20 protein-coding genes and 1 tRNA gene are annotated in these 20939 nt (G+C 66.3%); 8 read left to right on the forward strand and 13 right to left on the reverse strand.

What is annotated here, in order from left to right; all coding sequences use genetic code 11:
* From DU478_RS00005 to DU478_RS00030, 6 genes are all read right to left on the reverse strand, one after another.
* A partial coding sequence (locus DU478_RS00005; protein ID WP_114508884.1) for a GTP-binding protein occupies positions 1 to 634 on the reverse strand: 634 nt, incomplete at its 3' end.
* A 114-nt stretch (positions 635 to 748) separates the two neighbouring features.
* Positions 749 to 1420: a hypothetical protein gene (locus DU478_RS00010; RefSeq protein ID WP_114508885.1), complete on the reverse strand. Its 672-nt coding sequence runs from the start codon at positions 1418 to 1420 to the stop codon at positions 749 to 751.
* A 270-nt stretch (positions 1421 to 1690) separates the two neighbouring features.
* Positions 1691 to 2266 (reverse strand): cob(I)yrinic acid a,c-diamide adenosyltransferase, encoded by a 576-nt coding sequence (locus tag DU478_RS00015; protein ID WP_114508886.1) that lies wholly within the window; start codon positions 2264 to 2266, stop codon positions 1691 to 1693.
* A 4-nt stretch (positions 2267 to 2270) separates the two neighbouring features.
* The gene (locus DU478_RS00020; protein WP_114508887.1) at positions 2271 to 2474 is read right to left on the reverse strand and encodes a twin transmembrane helix small protein; all 204 of its coding nucleotides are present in this window, start codon (positions 2472 to 2474) and stop codon (positions 2271 to 2273) included.
* Between the two features lie 70 nt (positions 2475 to 2544).
* A complete protein-coding gene (locus DU478_RS00025; RefSeq protein ID WP_114508888.1) occupies positions 2545 to 3369 on the reverse strand; it encodes an SDR family NAD(P)-dependent oxidoreductase in 825 nt (274 codons plus the stop codon).
* 68 nt (positions 3370 to 3437) lie between these two features.
* A complete protein-coding gene (locus DU478_RS00030; protein ID WP_114508889.1) occupies positions 3438 to 4067 on the reverse strand; it encodes an SH3 domain-containing protein in 630 nt (209 codons plus the stop codon).
* A gap of 158 nt (positions 4068 to 4225) precedes the next feature.
* On the opposite strand from DU478_RS00030, the gene DU478_RS00035 reads away from it, so the two are divergent.
* The 7 genes from DU478_RS00035 to DU478_RS00065 all read left to right on the forward strand — a co-directional run bounded on the left by DU478_RS00035 (position 4226) and on the right by DU478_RS00065 (position 12055).
* Positions 4226 to 6649 carry a DNA topoisomerase IV subunit A gene (locus DU478_RS00035; RefSeq protein WP_114508890.1) on the forward strand — a complete coding sequence of 808 codons (2424 nt, stop codon included), beginning with the start codon at positions 4226 to 4228 and terminating at the stop codon, positions 6647 to 6649.
* A gap of 22 nt (positions 6650 to 6671) precedes the next feature.
* On the forward strand, positions 6672 to 7847 hold the full coding sequence (locus tag DU478_RS00040) for a DUF898 family protein (protein WP_114509299.1): 1176 nt from the start codon (positions 6672 to 6674) through the stop codon (positions 7845 to 7847).
* Positions 7844 to 8971 (forward strand): M48 family metallopeptidase, encoded by a 1128-nt coding sequence (locus DU478_RS00045; RefSeq protein WP_114508891.1) that lies wholly within the window; start codon positions 7844 to 7846, stop codon positions 8969 to 8971. Before DU478_RS00040 ends, DU478_RS00045 begins: the two co-directional genes overlap by 4 nt.
* Before the next feature lie 192 nt (positions 8972 to 9163).
* The gene (locus DU478_RS00050; RefSeq protein ID WP_114508892.1) at positions 9164 to 9922 is read left to right on the forward strand and encodes an electron transfer flavoprotein subunit beta/FixA family protein; all 759 of its coding nucleotides are present in this window, start codon (positions 9164 to 9166) and stop codon (positions 9920 to 9922) included.
* Positions 9922 to 10851 (forward strand): electron transfer flavoprotein subunit alpha/FixB family protein, encoded by a 930-nt coding sequence (locus DU478_RS00055; protein ID WP_114508893.1) that lies wholly within the window; start codon positions 9922 to 9924, stop codon positions 10849 to 10851. The genes DU478_RS00050 and DU478_RS00055 overlap by 1 nt, the downstream gene beginning before the upstream one ends.
* A 141-nt stretch (positions 10852 to 10992) precedes the next feature.
* The gene (locus DU478_RS00060; protein WP_114508894.1) at positions 10993 to 11730 is read left to right on the forward strand and encodes a M48 family metallopeptidase; all 738 of its coding nucleotides are present in this window, start codon (positions 10993 to 10995) and stop codon (positions 11728 to 11730) included.
* Positions 11731 to 11800: 70 nt separating this feature from the next.
* Complete coding sequence (locus DU478_RS00065) at positions 11801 to 12055, forward strand: DUF6455 family protein (RefSeq protein ID WP_114508895.1); 255 nt, start codon at positions 11801 to 11803, stop codon at positions 12053 to 12055.
* Between the two features lie 147 nt (positions 12056 to 12202).
* Here the strand turns inward: DU478_RS00065 and DU478_RS00070 are convergent, their stop codons facing one another.
* Positions 12203 to 13186 carry a complex I NDUFA9 subunit family protein gene (locus DU478_RS00070; protein WP_114508896.1) on the reverse strand — a complete coding sequence of 328 codons (984 nt, stop codon included), beginning with the start codon at positions 13184 to 13186 and terminating at the stop codon, positions 12203 to 12205.
* 160 nt (positions 13187 to 13346) lie between these two features.
* On the opposite strand from DU478_RS00070, the gene DU478_RS00075 reads away from it, so the two are divergent.
* Positions 13347 to 13432, forward strand: a tRNA-Leu gene (locus tag DU478_RS00075).
* Between the two features lie 48 nt (positions 13433 to 13480).
* Here DU478_RS00075 and DU478_RS22655 read toward each other — a convergent pair.
* From DU478_RS22655 to DU478_RS00100, 6 genes are all read right to left on the reverse strand, one after another.
* A complete protein-coding gene (locus tag DU478_RS22655) occupies positions 13481 to 13822 on the reverse strand; it encodes a hypothetical protein (protein WP_147276307.1) in 342 nt (113 codons plus the stop codon).
* Between the two features lie 358 nt (positions 13823 to 14180).
* A complete protein-coding gene (locus tag DU478_RS00080) occupies positions 14181 to 15848 on the reverse strand; it encodes a peptidoglycan-binding domain-containing protein (RefSeq protein WP_114508897.1) in 1668 nt (555 codons plus the stop codon).
* 128 nt (positions 15849 to 15976) lie between these two features.
* Positions 15977 to 17197, reverse strand: coding sequence for a phenylacetate--CoA ligase family protein (locus tag DU478_RS00085; RefSeq protein WP_114508898.1), 1221 nt, complete (start codon positions 17195 to 17197; stop codon positions 15977 to 15979).
* Between the two features lie 146 nt (positions 17198 to 17343).
* Positions 17344 to 18168 (reverse strand): ABC transporter ATP-binding protein, encoded by an 825-nt coding sequence (locus DU478_RS00090; RefSeq protein WP_114508899.1) that lies wholly within the window; start codon positions 18166 to 18168, stop codon positions 17344 to 17346.
* A gap of 86 nt (positions 18169 to 18254) precedes the next feature.
* The gene (locus DU478_RS00095) at positions 18255 to 19553 is read right to left on the reverse strand and encodes an ABC transporter substrate-binding protein (RefSeq protein ID WP_114508900.1); all 1299 of its coding nucleotides are present in this window, start codon (positions 19551 to 19553) and stop codon (positions 18255 to 18257) included.
* A 98-nt stretch (positions 19554 to 19651) separates the two neighbouring features.
* Positions 19652 to 20728 carry a branched-chain amino acid ABC transporter permease gene (locus DU478_RS00100; protein WP_114508901.1) on the reverse strand — a complete coding sequence of 359 codons (1077 nt, stop codon included), beginning with the start codon at positions 20726 to 20728 and terminating at the stop codon, positions 19652 to 19654.
* Positions 20729 to 20939 lie beyond the last annotated feature (211 nt).

Consider the following 20939-nt stretch of genomic DNA (forward strand, 5'->3'; position numbering starts at 1 on the left):
TCGGCATCAGGAACGGCTGATCGGTGGCGCGCGGCGGCTGCGGGATGTACTCGTCGACAGCGGCCATCAGCTCCTTGATCTTCTCTTCGCCGATCGCCGGCTCGGTGCCGTTCATGGCGTGCAGAGCCGAACCCGCGATGATCGGAACATCGTCGCCCGGGAAGTCGTAGGCGCTGAGCAGTTCGCGCACTTCCATTTCCACCAGCTCGAGCAGCTCCTCGTCGTCGACCTGGTCGACCTTGTTGAGGAACACGACCATGGCGGGGATGCCAACCTGGCGGCCCAGCAGGATGTGCTCGCGGGTCTGCGGCATCGGGCCGTCGGCGGCGTTCACCACCAAGATCGCGCCGTCCATCTGCGCCGCACCGGTGATCATGTTCTTCACGTAGTCGGCGTGGCCGGGGCAGTCGACGTGGGCGTAGTGGCGGTTCTCGGTCTCGTATTCCACGTGCGCGGTCGAGATGGTGATGCCGCGGGCCTTCTCTTCGGGCGCGCCGTCGATCTGGTCATAGGCGCGGAAGTCGCCGAAATACTTGGTGATCGCCGCCGTCAGCGTCGTCTTGCCGTGGTCAACGTGACCGATCGTGCCGATGTTGCAGTGCGGTTTGCTGCGCTCAAACTTTGCCTTTGCCATCTTTTCCAGACGCCTCGTGCTTGGGGGGCCGTCGCGGCCCGATTTCCATCGGAGCGGCACATATTGAGTCGGCGCGGGAAAATCAAGCTTGAGATAGCAAATCTGCGGGCAGCGCTACTCCGCCGGGGCGGCTTCGGCGGTCTCCGTGAGCGGCGCGCTCGCGGCCACCCTGGCCGCCTCGGTCCCTGCTTCGGACGACCGCGCTTCGGCCGCAAGCCGCGCGGCGGTGGCGGCATTGGCCCCGGATCCGCCGAACCATCCCTCGCTGCGCTGCATCTGCCGCATCCATTTCTCGATCTGCAGCGCCGCGTTGACCGACAGGTTCTCCAGCTGCACCTCCTTGGACTGGGTCAGGCCCGATCCCACGACTGTGTCCGGGTTCACCGCCTCGAGGACTGTGATCTCCTTGGGTTCGGGGTTGAGCTTTTCGCCCGCGGCATCGTCCCAGACCGTCGCGCGCAGGATCATCACCGACTTCGGACTCAGCACCAGGGGGATGCCGGGCTGCGCCAGGACATAGCCTTCGATGCTGACGCCGATGTGGTAGAACTTGTCGCCCTCGTAGCGCCGGAACCGCGTCTCGAGCGCGCTGTCCAGCGCCGCGATCCACTCGTCGTCCGTGGCCTCGCGGGACACCGGTCCCTTGACGATGTTGGGCGTGACGACGATGGCGTGGCCGAGCTTGAAGTCGCCCAGCGGCTCGGTCGGTTTTTCCAAATCCCGCGCGCCATCGGCGCAGGCGGCAAGCGTCAGCAGGACAAGACCGGCAATGAGGCGACGGATCATGGGCAACTCCCTTCGTGTGCCCAAAGGGATAGCCCGGCGGCCGAGGCAAATGCAATCTTGCCGCGGCGTGCAGAGTCAGCCTTCGGAAATCTCGAGATTTCCGGACCGTTTTTTTCGAGAAAAACGGGCGCTCAGTCGCACACGCCCGACAATATGCCCCGCCGCTCGTCGCGGCGCGGCCTTCCGGGGGCCGGGCCGTCCACTGGACGCCCCGCCGCTAGTCGCGGTTCGCCCTTCCGGGGGCCGGGCCGTCCACTGGACGCCCCGCCGCTAGTCGCGGTTCGCCCCCGGAACCCACAAGACATCGGACTTGCCGTCGTCGTTGGCGATCCGGGCCGCGACGAAGAACCAGTCGCTGAGGCGGTTGAGGTATTTCACCGCCGCCGGGTTCACCGACTCCATCGTCGCGAGGTAGACGAGGTGCCGTTCCGCCCGCCGTGCCACGGTCCGGCACTGGTGCAGGTAGGCCGAGGCCGCCGACCCGCCGGGCAGGATGAAGCTGCGCAAGGGTTCGAGCCGCGCGTTCATCGCGTCGATCTCGTTTTCCAGCCGCTTGGTCTGGCTGTCGGCCATGCGCAGCGGCGGGTATTCGCGCTCGGCATCCTTCTCCATGTCCGGCGTGCAGAGGTCCGCGCCCATGTCGAAGAGGTCGTTCTGCACCCGCGCCAGCTGCGCGTCCATTTCGGGCGACACATGCAGGCGTGCGAGCCCGACGATGGCGTTCAGCTCGTCGGTCGTGCCGTAGGCGGTGACCCGCATCGAATGCTTGGCCACGCGCGCGCCGTTGCCGAGCGCGGTGTCGCCGTCGTCGCCGGTGCGTGTGTAGATCTTGTTCAGGACTACCATCGGGTCAGCCTCCGCTTCTGAGCCAGACGAACAGCAGGATCAGCAGCACGGCGATGAATTGCGCCGCCACCCGCAGCTGCATCAGCTTGTTGCCGTATTTGCGATTGAACTCCCCGCCCTTGGCGAAACCGCCGATGCCGATCATCAGGATCACCACCACGCCGATCATCACCGCGGCCATCAGAAGAAAAAGGGGGTCGTCTCTCATGTCGCCCTCCGGGGCTTGGGTCAGATGCGGGCAGATGTAGCGGATCGCCGGGCAAAAGCGAATGCGACCTTCAGCCCTTGCTCAGAATGGCGTCCAGCCAGCGGGTCGGCAGCAGCCGCCGCAGCAGCCCCATCGCATGGGTCGGTGTGGTGACGTAGTAGCGAGGCCGCGGGCGCCGCGCCTCGAGCGCCTGGACGACCCTGGCCGTGACCGCCGAAGCCGGCCATTGCGGTCCGCCCGAGCTGCCCTTGTAGAGCTTGTCATGCAGCGAGTCGCGGTACTGGTCGGCCCGCGCCGAGCGTTCCCAGTCGATCCATTTTTCGAACTGGCGGATGGCGTTCTGGCGGAACGCCGTCTCAATCGGGCCGGGTTCGATCAGGACGACGGAAATGTTGGCATCCGCCATCTCCATTCGCAGCACGTCCGACAGCCCCTCGAGCGCGAATTTCGTCGCCACATAGGCCCCGCGCCATTTCATGCCCACGACGCCCAGCACCGAGGAATTCATCAGGATGCGCCCGTGCCCCTGCGCCCGCATCACCGGAAGCGCGCGGGTGGTGAGATCGTGCCAGCCAATGAGGTTGGCCTCGAAGATCGTCCGCAGGGCCGCCGCCGAGACATCTTCCAGCGGACCGGGGATCGCGTAGGCGCCGTTGTTGAAGAGCGCATCGAGCCGGCCGCCCGTCGCCTCCAGCACCTCGGCCAGACCGCTTTCGATGCTCTCGGGATCCTCGTAGTCGATGCGCGGGCTGTCAAAGCCTTCTTCCCTCAGCCGCGCGCAATCCTCGGCACGGCGGCAGGAGGCAAAGACGCGCCAGCCCTTGTCGCGAAGGGTTCTCGCGCTGTCATATCCGATGCCGCTCGAACAGCCTGTGATGAGGATGGATTTCTGCATGGCGCCCCCTGTCGACCCTGTCATGCAGAAGCAGGCGCGACAGGGCAAGGCCCGTCATGGCGTGTCGGTCACTCCGCCGAGGCGGTGACGAGAAAATCGGCCATCCAGCCCACGCGGTTGGTCGCGGGGACCTTGAGCTTGAGCCAGCCATCGCCGGTATTCTGCAGGACGATCACCTCGTCGCCGCGTCCCAGTTGGTCGACGACGGAAAAATTCGTGCCCGGCCCGTTGCGCAGGTTGACCCGCGAGCCAGAGACTTCACGCACATCCTGCGTCGCCGTGGCAGTCCGGTTGAAATCGTCGATGGAATAGAGGACGCCAGCGTTCCCGGCAGTATCGGTTTCTTCGGGCGCGTCCGCCGCATCAGAGCCGGCCACGGTGTCGGTCTCCGATGCCGAGATACCCTCGACAACCAGTGCGGCAAGCTGTTCGGCATCCGTCTCGGGCTCCGCTTGCGGCGTCGGCGCCCTGTCGACAGAGGCCAGGGTGATATCCAGTTCGGGCACCTCGGTTACCGGAGTCAGCTTGATGAGTTCGTTGCCGCTGGTGTCGGCTCGTGCCACCACGTCCGCCTCGATGTCGGAGGGCGTGGCCTGCGCGGACGCAAGATCAGGGCCAGCCTGGAAGTCGGCCCCGCCGCTCATCTCGTAAAAACCCCAGCCCATGAAAGCGAAAGTCAGAAAAATAAAACGCTTCATCGAACAACATCCCCCGTCGCGTCCCCGACCCGGCAGCAGCAGTCATCGGGGCACATTTTCAACTTATCCGATTCCTTTGGCCCGGCTAAGGGAAAAGCTCGGAAATATTCCCCAACCGCGGCTTTACGGGGCCGGAGCGCGAAGTTATCACAGCATCTATGAGCGACACCGTCGATGACCCCAACATGACCCCGCGCGAGTCCTCCGAGACCCTGCGCCGTGCGATCGGCGATCGCTACCTGACCTACGCGCTCAGCACGATCATGCATCGCGCGCTTCCGGATGCCCGTGACGGGTTGAAGCCCGTGCACCGGCGTATCCTATATGCAATGCGCCGGCTGCGCCTTAGTTCCACCGGCGGCTTCCTGAAATCCGCGAAGATCAGCGGCGACACGATGGGGGATTTCCACCCGCACGGCGACGCGGCGATCTACGACGCCATGGCGCGCCTCGCGCAGGATTTCACCATCCGCTATCCGCTGGTGAACGGCCAGGGCAACTTCGGCAACATCGACGGCGACAACCCGGCCGCCAGCCGCTACACCGAAGCGCGCATGACGATCATGGCCGAGGCGCTGCTCGATGGACTCGACGAGAACGCCGTCGATTATCGCGACAATTACGACGGACGCCTCAAGGAACCGGTGGTCCTGCCCGCGTCCTATCCGAACCTGCTGGCCAACGGGTCGAGCGGCATCGCCGTCGGCATGGCCACCAACATTCCGCCGCACAACATCGCCGAACTGATCGAGGCCTGCCTGCACCTCATCAAGTCGCCCGATGCCCGCGACGACACGCTGCTGCAATACGTCCCCGGCCCCGACTTCCCCACCGGCGGCACCATCGTGGAGCCGCGCGAGAGCATCGCCCAGACCTACGACACCGGGCGCGGGTCGATCCGGCTGCGGTCGAAATGGGAGGTCGAGGACCTGGGCCGCGGCCAGTGGCAGGTCGTGGTCACGGAAATTCCCTACCAGGTGCAGAAGTCCAAGCTGGTCGAACGGCTGGCGGAGCTGATACAGACCAAGAAGGTGCCGATCCTCGCCGACGTGCGCGACGAGAGCGCCGAGGACATCCGCATGGTGCTCGAACCGCGGTCGCGCAGCGTCGATCCGGACGTGCTGATGGGGATGCTGTTCCGCAACTCGGACCTCGAGGTCCGGTTCAGCATGAACATGAACGTGCTGATCGACGGCGTCACGCCCAAGGTCTGCTCGCTCAAGGAAGTGCTGCGCGCCTTCCTCGATTTTCGCCGCGACGTGCTGATCCGCCGGTCGCGCCACCGGATGGCCAAGATCGACAACCGGCTCGAAGTGCTCGAAGGGCTGATCATCGCCTTCCTGAACCTCGACCGGGTGATCGACATCATCCGCTACGACGACGACCCCAAGGCGGCGCTGATGTACGAGGACTGGTCGCGTGCCCACCAGTCCGGCATTGCCCGCGCGATGACCGAGGCCGACTATGTCTCGCCGTTGGTCGGCATCGATGTGAAGTCGCTGGAGTTGCGCGACGACCCTGAGGCCATCGCGCGCGGCGTGCTGGCCGACGACGGCGGCCCGGCGGCGGTGCCGCGGCGCTTTGTCGGGCGGTCCGAAGGGCTGTCGGACGTGCAGGCCGAGGCCATCCTCAACATGCGCCTGCGGTCCTTGCGCCGCCTCGAAGAGCTTGAGCTGGTCAAGGAGCGCGACACGCTGATGGAGGAACGCGCGGGCCTCGAGGATCTGCTCGATTCCGAAGAGCTGCAGTGGAAATCCATCGCCGAGGAACTGCGCGACGTGCGCAAACGCTTCGGCAAGGATTACGCGGGCGGCGCGCGCCGCACCGTCTTTGCCGAGGCGACGGACACGCCCGACGTGCCGCTCGAGGCGATGATCGACCGCGAGCCGATCACGGTGGTCTGCTCGAAAATGGGCTGGATCCGCGCCATGACCGGCCATATCGCGCTCGACCGCGAGCTGAAGTTCAAGGACGGCGACGGGCCGCGCTTCATCTTCCACGCCGAAACCACCGACCGGCTGCTGGTCTTCGGATCGAACGGGCGGTTCTACACGCTGTCGGCGGCCAACCTGCCCGGCGGCCGCGGCATGGGCGAACCGCTGCGCCTGATGGTCGACCTGCCCAACGAGGCCGAGATCGTCGACCTCTTCATCCATCAGCCCGGGCGCAAGCTGCTGGTGGCCTCTTCGGCGGGCGACGGCTTTGTCGTGCCCGAGGACGAGGTCATCGCCCAGACCCGCACCGGCAAGCAGGTGCTGAACGTGCGCGGCGACACCCGCGCGAAGGTCTGCAAACCGGTGACCGGCGACGCGGTCGCGGTGGTGGGCGAGAACCGCAAGGTTCTGGTCTTCATGCTCGACGAGCTTCCGGAAATGGGTCGCGGCAAGGGCGTGCGGCTGCAAAAGTACAAGGACGGGGGCCTCTCGGATGCAACCACCTTCACCCTGGGGGAAGGCCTCTCCTGGCGCGACCCGGCCGGACGCACCCGAACCGAAGCCGACCTCGCCGAATGGACCGGAAAGCGCGCCGGATCGGGGCGCATGGCCCCGCGCGGCTTCCCCCGCGACAACACCTTCACCTGACACTTCGCCCGACCATGACGGGCTGCGCACCGATTTCGCCGGACGCCGCGCGCCGCTCTTCTGGCTGGCGCTCAAGACCGGCCTTTTCACGGTGCTGACTCTGGGCATCTACCGGTTCTGGATGAAGACCCGGCTGCGGCGCTGGTACTGGTCGGCGATCCGCCCCGGCGGGCAGCCGCTGGAATACGTGGGCGATCCCATCGAAAAGCTGTTGGGCTTCCTGATCGCGGTGGTGATCCTGGCCTTCTACATCGGCATCGTGAACCTGCTGCTGATGTTCCTGAGCTTCTCGCTCTTCCAGGGCAACGGCGCGGCCTACCTGCTGAGCTTCCTTGGGGTGATCCCGTTGTGGTTCTACGCCCGCTATCGCGCCCGCCGCTACATCCTGGCCCGCACGCGCTGGCGCGGGTTGCGCTTCGGCCTGGCCCCCGGCGCCTGGGGCTACGCGGGAAGGGCGCTCTGGCACTGGACCGTGACGCTGCTGAGCCTCGGCCTACTGCTGCCGCGCATGACCTTTCATCTTGAGAAATACCGCACCGACCGGACCTCCTACGGCACGGCGATGATGGTCCAGGGCGGCCGCTGGCAGATGCTCTACCCGGCGATGCGACCCCTCTTTGGCGCCGCGGCCTTGACCGGTGTGGCGGCGCTGGCGTTGAATTTCGGGCCGACCCCCGCCCCCGGCATCGGTCTTGCCATGCTGGCGGCGGCGGCGGCGGTCTACGGGCTGGTCCATTACCGGGTCCGCACGCTCGAGATGCTCACCGCAAACAAGACGCTGGACGGCGTGGCGCTGACGCTCGACGCCAGCCCCTTCCGCATCCTGATGATCCACGTGCTGGGCTACCTGCTGGCGGGTGTGGCCATCCTGCTGCCGCTGATGGTGCTGGGGTTCGTCATCATGGGCCTGCATTTCGCAGAGCTTGCGACGGAAAGCGGCGCGACGCAGATCGTGCTGCTGGAAAACCTGCCGCGCTGGCTGCTGATCGGGGTGTCGGCGATGCTCTACTTCACCATATTCCTGATCTGGTCCGCGCTGACCCACACCTTCGTCACCATGCCGGTCACGCGGCACTATGCCCGCGGCCTGCGTGTCCTGAACCCCGCGCGGATTGAGGCGATCCGGCAGCGCCCGCGCGACGAGGTGGTGCAGGCCGAAGGCTTTGCCGAGGCGCTGGATGTGGGGGCGTCTATATGAGCACGCTCCTGCGCGTCGGCGCCGCCCCCGCGCCCTTTGCAGCCGAGGCGCAGTATCTCGACGGCGCGTGCCCGCGGCCCGAACCCGTGCGGCTCGGCATCGACGAGACCGCGCAGGAGCTTGTCATTGCCCGCGACGACGGCATCGACCTTCGCTGGCCGCTGACGGCGATCCGCGAGGTGCCGGACCAGGCGGGCGGCGACCTGTTCGTGCTGCGGCTGCGCGACGACCCGCTGCAACGGCTGCTGCTGTCCGACCGCGACCTGGCCCCGCGCCTGCCGAACCTGCGCTGCCGCGCGCCAGTGACCAAGCGGCGGCAGCTGGTCCTCTGGGCGATGGCCGCCGTCGCCTCGGTCGCGCTGATCATCGGTGTGCTGGTGCCGCGCCTGGCCGACCAACTGGCGGTCTTCATCCCACCCGAGGGCGAACGGGCCCTGGGCGAGGTTACGCTGGAGCAGATCCGCTCCGCGCTCGACCAGACCGGCGTGGCGCCGGTGCCGCTCTGCGAAGCGCCGGAGGGCATGGCCGCGCTCTCCGCCATGACCGACCGGCTGACCGACGGCCAGACAATGCCGCTCGAGATCACGGTGAGCGTACTGGACCACGAGATGGTCAACGCCTTCGCACTGCCCGGCGGGCAGGTGGTGCTGTTCCGCGGGCTGATCGACACGGCAGAGAGACCCGAAGAGGTCGCCGCCGTGCTGGCGCACGAACTGGGCCACGTGGTCAGCCGCGATCCGACCCGCCACGCCCTGCGCTCCGCCGGGTCCATCGGCGTGCTGGGGCTGCTCTTCGGTGATTTCGCCGGGGGTGCGGTGGTGCTCTTCCTTGCCGAACGGCTGATCGACGCGCAGTACACGCAAGCCGCCGAGGCCGGCGCCGACGCCTTCGCCCACGACCTGCTGCTGGCCGCCGATGTCGCGCCCGGCGCGCTGGCCGAGATGTTCCGGCGGATGCGCGAACTCGGCGGCGAACCCGAGGGGCTGGTGGCGCACTTCCTGTCGCATCCCGCGCTCGGCGACCGCATCGAGGCCGCCCGCGAAGCGACGCCCGAGGACTTCACCCCCACGCCGTTGCTGGACGACGGCGGGTGGTCCGCGCTGCAAACGATCTGCGACGATTAGGGGGGATGGGCGCCGCGCGACTCGGGCTTACCTGTCATAGGGAAGCTGCCGGAATCGGCAAAACGCGGCGTCGGAAGGCGATAACGTGACGATTTTGCCCTGTTTCCCCGGCGCGGCAAGCGGTATCACCGCGAGGAACGTGTCAAAGCCGCACCTTGCGTGCGGCCGAACAGCCAAGGGAGATTTCTGCCGATGAAGGTATTGGTGCCTGTCAAACGCGTGATCGATTACAACGTGAAGGTTCGCGTCAAGGCGGACGGAAGCGGCGTCGATCTTGCCAACGTGAAAATGTCGATGAACCCGTTCGACGAGATCGCCGTCGAAGAGGCGATCCGCCTGAAAGAGGCCGGCAAGGCTGATGAAGTGATCGCCGTCTCAATCGGCGTCAAGCAGAGCCAGGAAACCCTGCGCACCGCGCTCGCCATGGGCGCAGACCGCGCCATCCTGGTGACCGCCGCCGACGACGTGCACACCGACATCGAACCGCTCTCGGTGGCCAAGATCCTTGCCGCCATCGTCAAGGAAGAAGAGCCGGGCCTCGTCCTCTGCGGCAAGCAGGCGATCGACAACGACATGAACGCAACCGGCCAGATGCTGGCGGCGCTGCTGGGCTGGAGCCAGGCGATGTATGCCAACAAGATCGACGTCGAGGGTGACCATGCCGTGGTCAGCCGCGAGGTCGACGGCGGCCTGCAGACCGTAAAGGTCAAGATGCCGGCCATCGTCTCGGCCGACCTGCGCCTCAACGAGCCTCGCTATGCCTCGCTGCCCAACATCATGAAGGCCAAGAAGAAGCCGCTCGACGAGAAGACGCCCGAGGATTACGGCGTCGACGTCAGCCCGCGGCTCGAGATCGTCAAGACCGGCGAACCCGAAGAGCGCGCCGCCGGCATCATGGTGGGCTCGGTCGACGAACTCGTGGCGAAACTCAAAGAAGCAGGAGCTGTATAATGGCCGTACTTCTGATTGCCGAAATCAACGATGGCGCGCTGGCGATGGATGCCACGGCCAAGGCCGTGACTGCCGCCAAGGCGCTGGGTGACGTGACCGTTCTGGCCTGCGGCGCCTCGGCCAAGGCCGCCGCCGACGAGGCTGCTACCATCGACGGCGTGGCAAAGGTGCTCTGCGCCGAGGACGATCTTTACGGTCACCGCCTGGCAGAGCCGGTGGCGGCGCTGATCGCGTCGCTGGCGGGCGACTACAGCCACATCTGCGCGCCCGCGACCACGGATGCCAAGAACATCCTGCCGCGCGTCGCCGCCCTGCTGGACGTGATGATCCTGACCGACGTGACCGCCGTGGTCGACGCCGACACCTTCGAGCGCCCGATCTACGCCGGCAACGCCATCCAGACGGTAAAGTCGAAGGATGAAAAAAAGGTTATCACCTTCCGCACCTCGACCTTCGACGCGGCCGGCACCGGTGGATCGGCCTCGGTCGAGGCGATCTCGGCAGCCGACAACCCGGGCCTCTCGGAATGGGTGTCGGACAAGGTCGCGGAATCCGACCGCCCCGAGCTGACCTCTGCCGGCATCGTCGTCTCGGGTGGCCGTGGCGTCGGGTCCGAGGACGACTTCGCTCTGATCGAGAAACTGGCCGACAAGCTGGGCGCCGCCGTCGGCGCCTCGCGCGCGGCGGTCGATTCGGGCTATGCGCCGAACGACTGGCAGGTCGGCCAGACCGGCAAGGTCGTGGCGCCCGAGCTTTACATCGCCGTCGGCATCTCGGGGGCGATCCAGCACCTCGCGGGGATGAAGGACAGCAAGATCATCGTCGCGATCAACAAGGACGAAGAGGCGCCGATCTTCCAGGTCGCGGATTACGGTCTGGTCGCCGATCTCTTCACCGCGGTGCCGGAACTGACCGAGAAGCTCGGCTGATCCCGACGCACAGGACAGGACACGAAAGGCCCGCCCCACGGCGGGCCTTTGACGTTTCGGCACCCCGCCGCCCGTCCTGAAAATGTGACTGGCCCTTGGACTGCCGCCGGCCTAAATCTGGATCAACTCACAGGAGATCCCATGCGCTGGCTGCCCCTCGTTTTTTTTGTCGCTCTTGCTGCCTGCGAGGCGGCCCCGGTCGCACGGCCTTTGCCGGTTCCGGAACGGACACAGCAGACGCCCCAGACCCAGTCCGGCAACTCCAGTCAGGCCGAACTGCGCCAGCGCGCCGATCGCGCGGCACGAAACTTTGTCGAGGTCGTGGAGACGGTCGAACCTGTCGCCGAACGCGAATGTCGCCGCGTGGCGCCACGTATGAACTGCGACTTCCTGATCGTCGTCGACGACCGCCCGGGCCAGCCGCCCAACGCTTTCCAGACCGTCGCCCGGAACGGCCAGCCGCTGCTGGCCTTCAACCTCGGGCTTATCGCCTCGGTCGAGAATGCCGACGAACTGGCCTTTGTCATGGGGCACGAGGCGTCGCATCACATCATGGGGCATCTCGGGCGGATGCAGCAGAACGCCGCCGTGGGCGCGGTGATCTTTTCCGGTCTCGCCTCCATGTCCGGCGCCAGCGCCGCCAATGTCCGCACCGCCGAGGAATTCGGCGCCGCAGTGGGCGCGCGGACCTATTCCAAGGATTTCGAACTCGAAGCCGACCGGCTGGGCACGATCATCACGAAGCGCGCGGGCTACGATCCGATCCGGGGCGCGCGATTCTTCACCCGCATCCCCGATCCAGGCAACCGCTTCCTGGGCACCCATCCGCCCAATGCCGCGCGCATCGATATCGTCCGCCGCACCGCCAGCCAGATTTGACCTGCATCAAGGCGCAGCCTCGCCGCAAGTGGCAGTCTCGTGTCCAGGCATGGGATGCAAGGAGGCTGCGATGCTTGGACGGACAACCCTGAAACGCCACGCGATCCTGGTGGACCGCATGGCAGCGCAGGCCGGAATCGACCTGCAGGAGGCCGCGATGCGCGGACGCATCACGATCGCGGAAATCGAGGACGCGGTCTTGCGCTGTACCGGTTGCGCCCAGCCCTGCGCCTGCGAAAACATGCTGGACAGGATGGACCTGCCGGCGGGCCAGGTGCCGGACTTCTGCCGCAACTCCGAGGTCCTTTCCGAATTGCGCAAGTGATCGCGGCTGCCCGACCGCAGCACGAACGTGCCGCGGTTCAGCGCCGTCTATAGAAATCGAAAACGGCGGCCCGCTCTGACGCGCGCTGCCGTTTTAACAGGACAGGCATGCCGTCCAGCAAAGCCGATGCCGCAGCCCGCGCTCGGATCAGCGCGTGCGCAGGTTTTTCGCCGATTCCTTGATCTCGGAATATTGCCCGGAGGGGCGGAAGCGCCAGAGGTAATCGGGCAGCACCGCCTCCATCGACACCGGCGAGATGCCGAGATCGGTGAACCCCTTGGCATCCGGGGCGACCACGTTGTCTCGGCGCAGGTTCGCGACCTGGTCACGGGTGATCTGCGCGCTGACCAGCCCCAGCGTCAGGGTCTGCCCCAGTTCCATCAGCCGCGCCAGGATGCCCGCCGCCCAGAACGGGATGTTCACCACCAGCCGCCGGCGGCGGATGACGCCCAGCATCTCGACCATCAGCTCGCGGAAGGTGTGGACGTCCGGCCCGCCCAGTTCGTAAATGCCCGGCTTTGCCTGACCCAGCACACCCATCACGGCGGCGCGCGCCACATCGTCCACATAGACCGGCTGGAACCGGGTCTTCGCGCCGACCACCGGCAACAGCGGCCCGAGACGGGCCATCGCCGCGAAGCGGTTGAAGAATTCGTCCTCCGGCCCGAAGATGATCGACGGTCGCAGGATCACGGCACCGGGGAAATGGTCCAGCACCGCCTTTTCGCCCACCGCCTTGGTCTGCGCGTATTCGCTTGCCGACTCCGCATCGGCCCCGATGGCCGAGATCTGCACCAGCTGTTCGACGCCGTTTTCGGCTGCAAGCCGCGCCACGCGTGCGGCGCCTTCGCTCTGCACGGCCTCGAAACTGTTCTTGCCGCTTTCGGCCAGGATGCCCACGCAGTTCACCACGGCGTCCGCGCCCTGCATCACCGCCGCCACCGAGGCGTCGTCGCGGATGTTGCACAGCACCGGCTCGACCTGGCCCACCACGCCGTAGGGGCGCACGAAGATGGCGTCGTTGGGCCGGCGCACCGCCACCCGCACCCGCCAGCCTTGCTTTGCCATGCGGCGCGCGATGTAGCGCCCGACGAAACCGGAGCCGCCGTAGATCGTGACGAGTTTGGCCATCGGAATTCTCCTTCACACGCGCGTTGCACCGATACCTACCCAGCCCCGGCGCGAGTCACAAGAGAGGCGATGCGCCGCGCCGTCGCAGGCAGAACAGAATGCCCGAAAAAAGCCCGTTGACACCGCCCGGCCGCAGCATTACACGCGCCGCACGACACCTGCCCAGGTGGCGGAATGGTAGACGCGCTGGCTTCAGGTGCCAGTGGCCGCAAGGCCGTGGAGGTTCGAGTCCTCTCCTGGGCACCAATAATATCATCTAAGTTGATGTTATTAATAAAAAAACCGGATTTAACCTCAGATCAATCCACCCTCTTGGCCACCTTTCTCGCCGTCATGGCCGAGCAAGAACGCTACTTCCTGAAAGAATGAGTGTTCGCCAAACCGCGCCTGCATCGAGGCGACGGAAGCCCGCGCAAACTTGTCGTGTGTCCGCACAAGTCGGTCAAAGGTTCGCCAGTGCATTCGCTTGGGCTTGCCTTCATGCGGGTTCAGGATGCCGGTTTCCCATCCCAACTTTAACCTAATCTTATCTGCCTGCCGCGCAGCGCGGTCTGAGGCGTCCTCACGCTGGGAAGGATATGCCAATTGATTGCAATGACGACAGGTAAAGACAGCGCCGCCGTAGAGCAACGCCACGCGCCGCCCGCACCCATGCGCTGGGCACCTGAACCAACGTCGTTTGCTGCCCAAATGGCAGGCTGTGGTGTCGAGTTGTACGGCATAGTCCATATCGCGCCACTCCCCGCCAAAGGGACGGTTGCGATAGATCAATCGTAGATGGTCGCGCGCGACACTGACGCGGATTGATCCGGTTCTTCGCGCGTCATTCCGCCGCCCTCTCCAAAGCACCTTCCCGCTGTGTCCCCGCGCCATTTCCGGGCCGGGCGCATCGTCACACCCTATCGCCCCTTCATCTTGCCGATAAACCTCCAGAGAGCACGAGAGACTGGTCTCTCGTATCGCCCGCCAATGCGGGCGATCCCAAAGCACCACATCACCGCAGCAGCGAATCCGCCAGCAGCCGCACCACGGTGGCCTGGTCGAGGTAGCCGGTGACCTGCAGTTGCCGCGCATCTTGGTAGCGGCGGATCGCGCGGCGGGTGCGGTCGTCGAACTGCCCGTCGACGGCGCCGGGTTTCAGCCCAAGCGCTTCGAGCCGATTCTCCGCCAGCCGCCGGGAAATCGCGTTGAGCCCCAGCGCCGCCTCCTGTGCCGCCGCCTGCGCGGTGGCTTCGCGCTGTTCGACGCCCTGCTGCTGTTCGGCGATGCGTTCCTGCGCCTCGCCCGCAAAGGCACCATCGGGGAAATCCGCGAGGTAGCTGCGATAGGCCTGCACCGATCCGACCTCGCGGGCCGCGTTCCAGGCCTGACGGTCGCGCGCGGCGGCCGCGTCGCGGCGCTCGGACTCGATGGCGTCGACGCGCGACTGCGCCAGTTCGGCGAAGACGCCGTCGGGATAGCGCTCGAGATAGGCCCGCAGCCCGGGCAGATCGCCCTGCGCGCCGGTTTCCTCCCAGTAGGCGCGGTCGAGCCGTTCGGTCTCGGCCTGCCGGCGCTGTGCCTCTTCCTCGATTTCCGCCGCGCGGCGCTCGGCCTGCCCGTCCAGACGCGCGATCATTTCGGTGTCGAGGAAACCGGTCGCGGCAAAATCGTTCTCGTCCTGCCAGGCCTTGACCGCGCCGCGGGTGCCGGGGCCGAAGATGCCGTCGATGCCGCGGGTGTTGTAATCCAGCAGAGACAGGTCGCGCTGGATCTCGCGGCGGGCGTCGCGGCTGAGCTCCAGCCGCTCCTCGGCGCGGCGGGCATCGCGCAGCGGGTCGTCCTGGATCGCGCGGATGCGCTGCCGCGCGGCGTTGGCGTGCTGGCCTTCGGGGAAGGCCGACAGGTAATTGCGGTAGCCTTCCAGTTCGTCGCGCGCAGTCACCTCGTCCCAGAGCTGCTGATCCGCGAGGTCGGGCTGCGGCACCGGGTCGGGCGCCGCCACGATATCGCCTTCGGCGGGCGGCGCCGGCAGAAACACCCAATCCTCGGGCGCGTAGCCGTCAACCGACAGGCCGCGCGACCTGGCCGCGGCCAGCAGCGTGCGCTCGGGCACGGCAAGGTCACGGCGCACGAGGCGCGCCACGTCCTCGGGCAGGCCGCGCAGCAGGCTCACCCCCTGCGGCAGGTCGAGATCGTCCGCAACACCCGCGCGCAGGAACCGCGCGTCGGACAGCTCCGTCTCGCCCTCGCCCAGCACCAGCAGCGCCTGTCCGGGATAGGCCGACAGAACCGCCAGCATCTGGCTCAGGGGAATGGCGGTGTCGAGAACACTGCCCAGATCGGTCTCTTCTGCCGCGTCGGCGGACAGGAAATAGGTGTCGGTGGCCGAATGGGCGAACCGGCCCGACAGGATAACAACCGCGCGCTCGGTCTCGGCGTCCAGCCCGTCGAGGAACTGCCGCAGGCCGTCGCGCAGATCCGAGGCCCCGGCATCGACCAGCGACACCACATCGACGTTCTGCCGCCGCAGGTCGGCGGTGGCGGCGCTCAGATCGCTGCTGCCGGTCAACCGCCCGAACATCGAGCTTTCGCTGGTGTCGACGATCAGGGCATCGCCCTCGGCATGGGCCATGCCGGCAAAACCCAGGCAAAGGCAGGTGACACGCAGCAGCGTTTTCATGGCGGGATCCTTTCCATTCGCGTATCCGGCAAACCTATCCGCGCGCCAGCAGGTTCCCCGGCGCGCGCGACATGGCCGGCGTCGGGTCACATCTGCGCCCGAGGCCGCTGCTATGCAATAACAGCCGTTCAGTCGTAGCTGCGCGTGTCCTCGATCACCAGCCCGTCGCGCGGCAATCCGCCTGGCGCCACCAGTTCTACGCGGCCCTTGAGCTTGAGCACCTCGGCGACGCTCGCCTCGAAGGCCGACGGGTCCTGCGCCTTTGTCTCGATGCGCACGGTCATCGCGTCGGCCTCGCCCTCGCGGCTGGCCACGACCCGGGCGCGGGCGATCTCGGGGTGTTTGGCCACCAGCGCCGCCACCTGCTCGGGGCGTACGAACATGCCCTTGATCTTGGTGGTCTGGTCGGCGCGGCCCATCCAGCCCTTGATCCGCGTGTTGGTACGGCCGCATGGGCTGGACCCCGGCATGACCGCGCTCATGTCGCCGGTGGCAAAGCGGATCAGCGGATAATCCGGGTTGAGCGAGGTGACGACGACCTCGCCGACCTCGCCTTCGGGGACCGGGTCGCCGGTGCCCGGTGTGACGATCTCGACCACCACGTGTTCGTCGAGGATCATGCCCTCCACCGCGGCGCTTTCATAGGCGATGTTGCCCAGATCGGCGGTGGCGTAGCATTGCAGGCAGGCGATGCCGCGGTCGGCGTAAAACTGGCGCAGGCTCGGGAACAGTGCGCCGCCGCTCACCGCCGCGCGGGTGATGTCCAGCGTCAGCCCCATCTCGTCGGCCTTTTCGAGGATGACTTTGAGATAGTCCGGCGTGCCCGCATAAGCGGTGACGCCGACGTCATGCGCGGCGCGGGCCTGCAACTCGGTCTGGCCGGTCCCGGCGGGCAGCACCGCTGCGCCGACTGCCCGCGCCCCGGATTCGAAGATCATGCCGGCAGGCGTCAGATGGTAGCCGAAACAGTTCTGCACGATGTCGCCCTGGCCGATGCCGCAGGCATGCAGGAACCGGCCCAGGCGCCACCAGTCATGCTCCAGCCCGCCGGGTTCGTAGATCGGACCGGGGCTCTGGAAGACATGGGCGAAGCCGTTCGCGGCGCGCGTCGTGAAGCCGCCGAAGGGGGCTGCGACCTGCTGCGCCGCGCCGAGGTCCGACTTGCGCAGAACCGGCAGGGCCGCCAGCGCCTCTGCACCGGTGATCGATCCTGCGTCCACGTCGGCCAGCGACGCGGCGTAGCCCGGCAGCGTCCGGGCCCGCGCGATCTGTTCGGGAAGGGCTGTGGCCAGCCAGGCGGCGCGTTCGTCGGCGCTGCGGGTTTCAAAGCTGTCGAAATAGCTGCTCATGCGAAGGCTCCTTTATTGGCGGATGGCGCGCAGGGGCGGGAGCGAGGGGCATCGTCCATTGTCCTCGGACCAATGGCGGAAAATGAACGATCCCTCGCGCTCCCCGGGGGTTATTGAGAACCAGAAAAGACGGGACGTGCGCCCTGTCACGCCAGCCACCGCTTGCGGCGGCGGTAGCTGCGCACGTCGCGGAAAGACTTGCGCCCCTCGTCGGACATGCCGAGGTAGAATTCCTTCACATCCGGGTTCTCGCGCAGGTCGGCGGCAAGGCCTTCCATCACCACCCGGCCGGATTCGAGGATGTAACCGGTATGGGCGAAGCGCAGCGCCACGTTGGTGTTCTGCTCGGCCAGGAGGAAGGACACGCCTTCGTTCTCGTTCACCGATTTCACGATGCCGAAGATCTGTTCCACGAGCTGCGGGGCAAGGCCCATGGACGGCTCGTCCAGCAGGATCATCTCGGGCCGGGACATCAGCGCGCGGCCGATGGCGGTCATCTGCTGTTCACCGCCCGAGGTGTAGCCAGCCTGGCTCTTGCGGCGTTCCTTGAGGCGCGGGAAATAGGAATAGACCATGTCGAGATCGGCCTCGACCGCGCCCTTGCCGTCCCGCCGGGTATAAGCGCCGGTCATCAGGTTTTCCTCGACCGTCAGGTGCTCGAAGCAGTGGCGCCCCTCCATCACCTGGATAACGCCCTTTTTCACCAGCTCGGCCGGGTCGCGGCCCTGCACGGTGTCGCCCTTGTAGAGGATCGACCCCTTGGTGACCTCGCCGCGTTCGGACTGCAGCAGGTTCGAGATCGCCTTGAGCGTCGTGGTCTTGCCCGCGCCGTTGCCGCCCAGAAGCGCGGTGATCCCGCCCTTGGGCACGGTCAGGCTCACGCCCTTCAGCACGAGGATCACGTGGTTGTAGATCACCTCGATGTTGTTGACCTCGAGCAGGGTTTCGCGGGTCGGGGCGGTATCGCGCATGGGGGACTCTTTCGCTCCGGCGGACCGGGGTCTTGGTATGGGCAAGGGGTCCGGCGGCGGGGACAGCCCGCCGCCGGAGATCGCGGTCAGCTTTCCGCGTCGCAGGTTTCCGACACCGCCCAGGGCGCGTTGGCCTCGGCGTATTCGGCGGCCTTCTCGGCTTCGAGCGGCTGGATCACCTCGGCGTCGGCCATCAGAAGGTCCGAGACCTTGACGAACTTCTCGCCGTCCCATTCCAGCATCCAGCCCCCGGAATGGCCGGTGTGGTTGGCACAGGTGGTCTGGAACGGCGGCACCATGCCGGTCATGCCCAGCTCGGCCAGCCGCTCTTCGGTGATGTTGAGGTTCTCGAGCCCCCAGCGCAGGTCGGCGGCGGTGATTTCGGCGTTGCCGGTATGCTCCTGCGCGGCCTTGATGCCCTCGGCGAGGATCATCGAGATCACCAGGCCGCGGTTGTAGAACACGCCTTCCATCTCTTCGGGGTTCGACATGGAATCGCCCGCATCGACGACGTGCTGCTTGATATCCGCCAGCACCGGCGCGTCGAGCACCGGGTAGGACCAGCTGATCGACTTGTAGCCGGCGCCATCTGCACCGACAATCTTGAGGTCGGCATCATGCCCGGCCCACCAGACGCCGATGAAATTCTCCATCGGGAACTTGGTCTTGACCGCTTCGGTGATGGCGCCGGCGTTCATCGCCCCCCAGCCCCACATGACCACGTAGTCGGGTCGTTCGCGGCGGATCTGCAGCCACTGCGCCGACTGGTTCTGCATCTCCTTGAGGCCCACCGGGATCGGCACCATCTCGAAGCCCTTGTCCGCCGACAGCTTTTCAAGCAGCGGGAGAGGCTCCTTGCCGTAGGGGTGATCGAGGTGCAGGAAGGCGATCTTCTTGCCCTCGAGGCTGCCTTCCGCCTCCAGATACTGCACGATCATGCTGGCCGCATCCCAGTAGCTGGCGGGCGTGTTGAAGGCCCACTGGAACACCTTGCCGTCGGCCATCGGCGAAAAGCCGTAGCCGGGGGCGAGGATCGGGATCTCGTCGACGTTGGTCTTGGGCAGCACCTGCAGGGTGATGCCTGTGGACCAGGGCTGCGTGACGATGGCGCGGCCCTTGGTCTTTTCGTAGCATTCCACGCCCTTTTCGGTGGAATAGCCGGTTTCGCATTCCTCGAAATTGACCGGAACGCCGCCGATGCCGCCGTCGCGGGCGTTGAGCATCAGCATGTAGTCGCGCTGCCCGTTCATCAGCGGGATGCCGGTCGCCGCGAAGGGCCCGGTGCGGTAGCTGAGGTTTGGTGCATAAAGCTCCTGCGCCACGGCGGCGGTGCCCATCACGGCGCCGACCACGGCGGCGGCCGCCAGTCTGGTGAAGTGTTTCATGTGGTATCCTCCCTTGGATGTCGTTGTTGGTTTGCCGGTTCTTGTTGGGCCGTTGCCGCCCCGGGAGCAGAATGGGAATGCAACCCACCCCGGCCCGGTCAGTGCGGGAACGGCCAGATGATGAGTTTCTCGCGGATCAGCCGCCAGAGCTGTGCCAGCCCGTGCGGTTCGATGATCAGGAAGAAGATGATCAGCGCCCCCACGATCATGATGTTGAGGTGCTCGACCATCGAGGACGAGACCGGGATGCCGAAGGCCGCCGGCAGGGTGTTCAGCACCACCGGCAGCCCGACGATCAGGATCGCGCCCAGGTAGTTGCCAAGGATCGACCCCAGCCCGCCGATGATCGCGATGAAAAGAACCCGGAACGACAGCGGAATGTCGAAGAGGTTGGGCTCTGCCGCGCCGCGCCACATGAAGACAAAGAGCGCGCCCGCCACGCCGACGATGTAGGACGACACCGCAAAGGCGGTGAGCTTCGATTTCATCAGGTTGATGCCGATGAGCTCCGCCGCGATGTCCATGTCGCGCGTCGCCTTCCAGGTGCGGCCCAGGTTGCCCCGGGTGAGGTTGATGCAGAGCATCGTCATCAGCGTGACGATGGCCAGCACCACGAAATACTGCACCATGCTGTCCGCCTGCGGTCCGGCCACGTAAACCCCGAACATCTTGAGGTTGGGCACCTGGATCGCGCCCGAGGCGTTGTAATTGTAAAGCCAGGCCCATTTTTCGAAGAGCCACACCAGAAAGAACTGCGCGGCGAGCGTCGCGATTGCCAGATAAAACCCCTTGATCCGCAGGGACGGAATGCCGAAGGCCACGCCGATCCCGGCGCTGAACACCCCCGACAGCAGGATCGCCACCACCGGGTTCATCCACGGCATGATCGTGACCATCTTGTAGCAGGCATAGGCGCCCACCCCCATGAAGGCGGCGGTGCCCAGCGACAGCTGCCCGGCATAGCCGGTGAGGATATTGAGGCCCATCGCAGCCAGCGAATAGATCAGGATCGGGATCAGCAGCGTCTGGAAGGTGAACTCCGACGCGGTCAGCGGAAAGATCACCCAGGCGAAGGCGAGGATGATCCCGAGCAGGATCGCATCCTGGCGCACCGGGAACAGCGCCTGATCCGCCTGGTAGCTGGTCTTGAACTGTCCCGCGGTCCGGTAAAGCATCGCCGTTCTCCTACTCTCCGAAAGCCGCGAAACGGCCGCCTGGCTGCGCGCACGCTGGTGCGACACCTTCCGGGCCTTCGCGCCGGCCTTGCCGGACGGGGCGCAGGCCGCCTCTACGGTCGCCCGGACGCTCTCCCGGCGATTCAATCTTGATTAATCCATACGCAAATTTATTTTGCGAGTCGCATAGTTGGGGTAACATGACGCATCG

This window comes from Thalassococcus profundi, assembly GCF_003344785.1.
In the GTDB taxonomy this organism is placed as follows: Bacteria; Pseudomonadota; Alphaproteobacteria; order Rhodobacterales; family Rhodobacteraceae; genus Puniceibacterium; species Puniceibacterium profundi.

What these genes read in the sequence shown, in the direction of transcription:
- DU478_RS00010 (WP_114508885.1), bottom strand. Translation starts at nt 1,420, where the DNA reads ATGATCCGTCGCCTCATTGCCGGTCTTGTCCTGCTGACGCTTGCCGCC.
- DU478_RS00090 (WP_114508899.1), bottom strand. Translation starts at nt 18,168, where the DNA reads ATGCGCGATACCGCCCCGACCCGCGAAACCCTGCTCGAGGTCAACAAC.
- DU478_RS00080 (WP_114508897.1), bottom strand. Translation starts at nt 15,848, where the DNA reads ATGAAAACGCTGCTGCGTGTCACCTGCCTTTGCCTGGGTTTTGCCGGC.
- DU478_RS00095 (WP_114508900.1), bottom strand. Translation starts at nt 19,553, where the DNA reads ATGAAACACTTCACCAGACTGGCGGCCGCCGCCGTGGTCGGCGCCGTG.
- DU478_RS00020 (WP_114508887.1), bottom strand. Translation starts at nt 2,474, where the DNA reads ATGAGAGACGACCCCCTTTTTCTTCTGATGGCCGCGGTGATGATCGGC.
- DU478_RS00070 (WP_114508896.1), bottom strand. Translation starts at nt 13,186, where the DNA reads ATGGCCAAACTCGTCACGATCTACGGCGGCTCCGGTTTCGTCGGGCGC.
- DU478_RS00055 (WP_114508893.1), top strand. Translation starts at nt 9,922, where the DNA reads ATGGCCGTACTTCTGATTGCCGAAATCAACGATGGCGCGCTGGCGATG.
- DU478_RS00015 (WP_114508886.1), bottom strand. Translation starts at nt 2,266, where the DNA reads ATGGTAGTCCTGAACAAGATCTACACACGCACCGGCGACGACGGCGAC.
- DU478_RS00030 (WP_114508889.1), bottom strand. Translation starts at nt 4,067, where the DNA reads ATGAAGCGTTTTATTTTTCTGACTTTCGCTTTCATGGGCTGGGGTTTT.
- DU478_RS00100 (WP_114508901.1), bottom strand. Translation starts at nt 20,728, where the DNA reads ATGCTTTACCGGACCGCGGGACAGTTCAAGACCAGCTACCAGGCGGAT.
- DU478_RS00050 (WP_114508892.1), top strand. Translation starts at nt 9,164, where the DNA reads ATGAAGGTATTGGTGCCTGTCAAACGCGTGATCGATTACAACGTGAAG.
- DU478_RS00045 (WP_114508891.1), top strand. Translation starts at nt 7,844, where the DNA reads ATGAGCACGCTCCTGCGCGTCGGCGCCGCCCCCGCGCCCTTTGCAGCC.
- DU478_RS00085 (WP_114508898.1), bottom strand. Translation starts at nt 17,197, where the DNA reads ATGAGCAGCTATTTCGACAGCTTTGAAACCCGCAGCGCCGACGAACGC.
- DU478_RS00060 (WP_114508894.1), top strand. Translation starts at nt 10,993, where the DNA reads ATGCGCTGGCTGCCCCTCGTTTTTTTTGTCGCTCTTGCTGCCTGCGAG.
- DU478_RS00035 (WP_114508890.1), top strand. Translation starts at nt 4,226, where the DNA reads ATGAGCGACACCGTCGATGACCCCAACATGACCCCGCGCGAGTCCTCC.
- DU478_RS00025 (WP_114508888.1), bottom strand. Translation starts at nt 3,369, where the DNA reads ATGCAGAAATCCATCCTCATCACAGGCTGTTCGAGCGGCATCGGATAT.
- DU478_RS00065 (WP_114508895.1), top strand. Translation starts at nt 11,801, where the DNA reads ATGCTTGGACGGACAACCCTGAAACGCCACGCGATCCTGGTGGACCGC.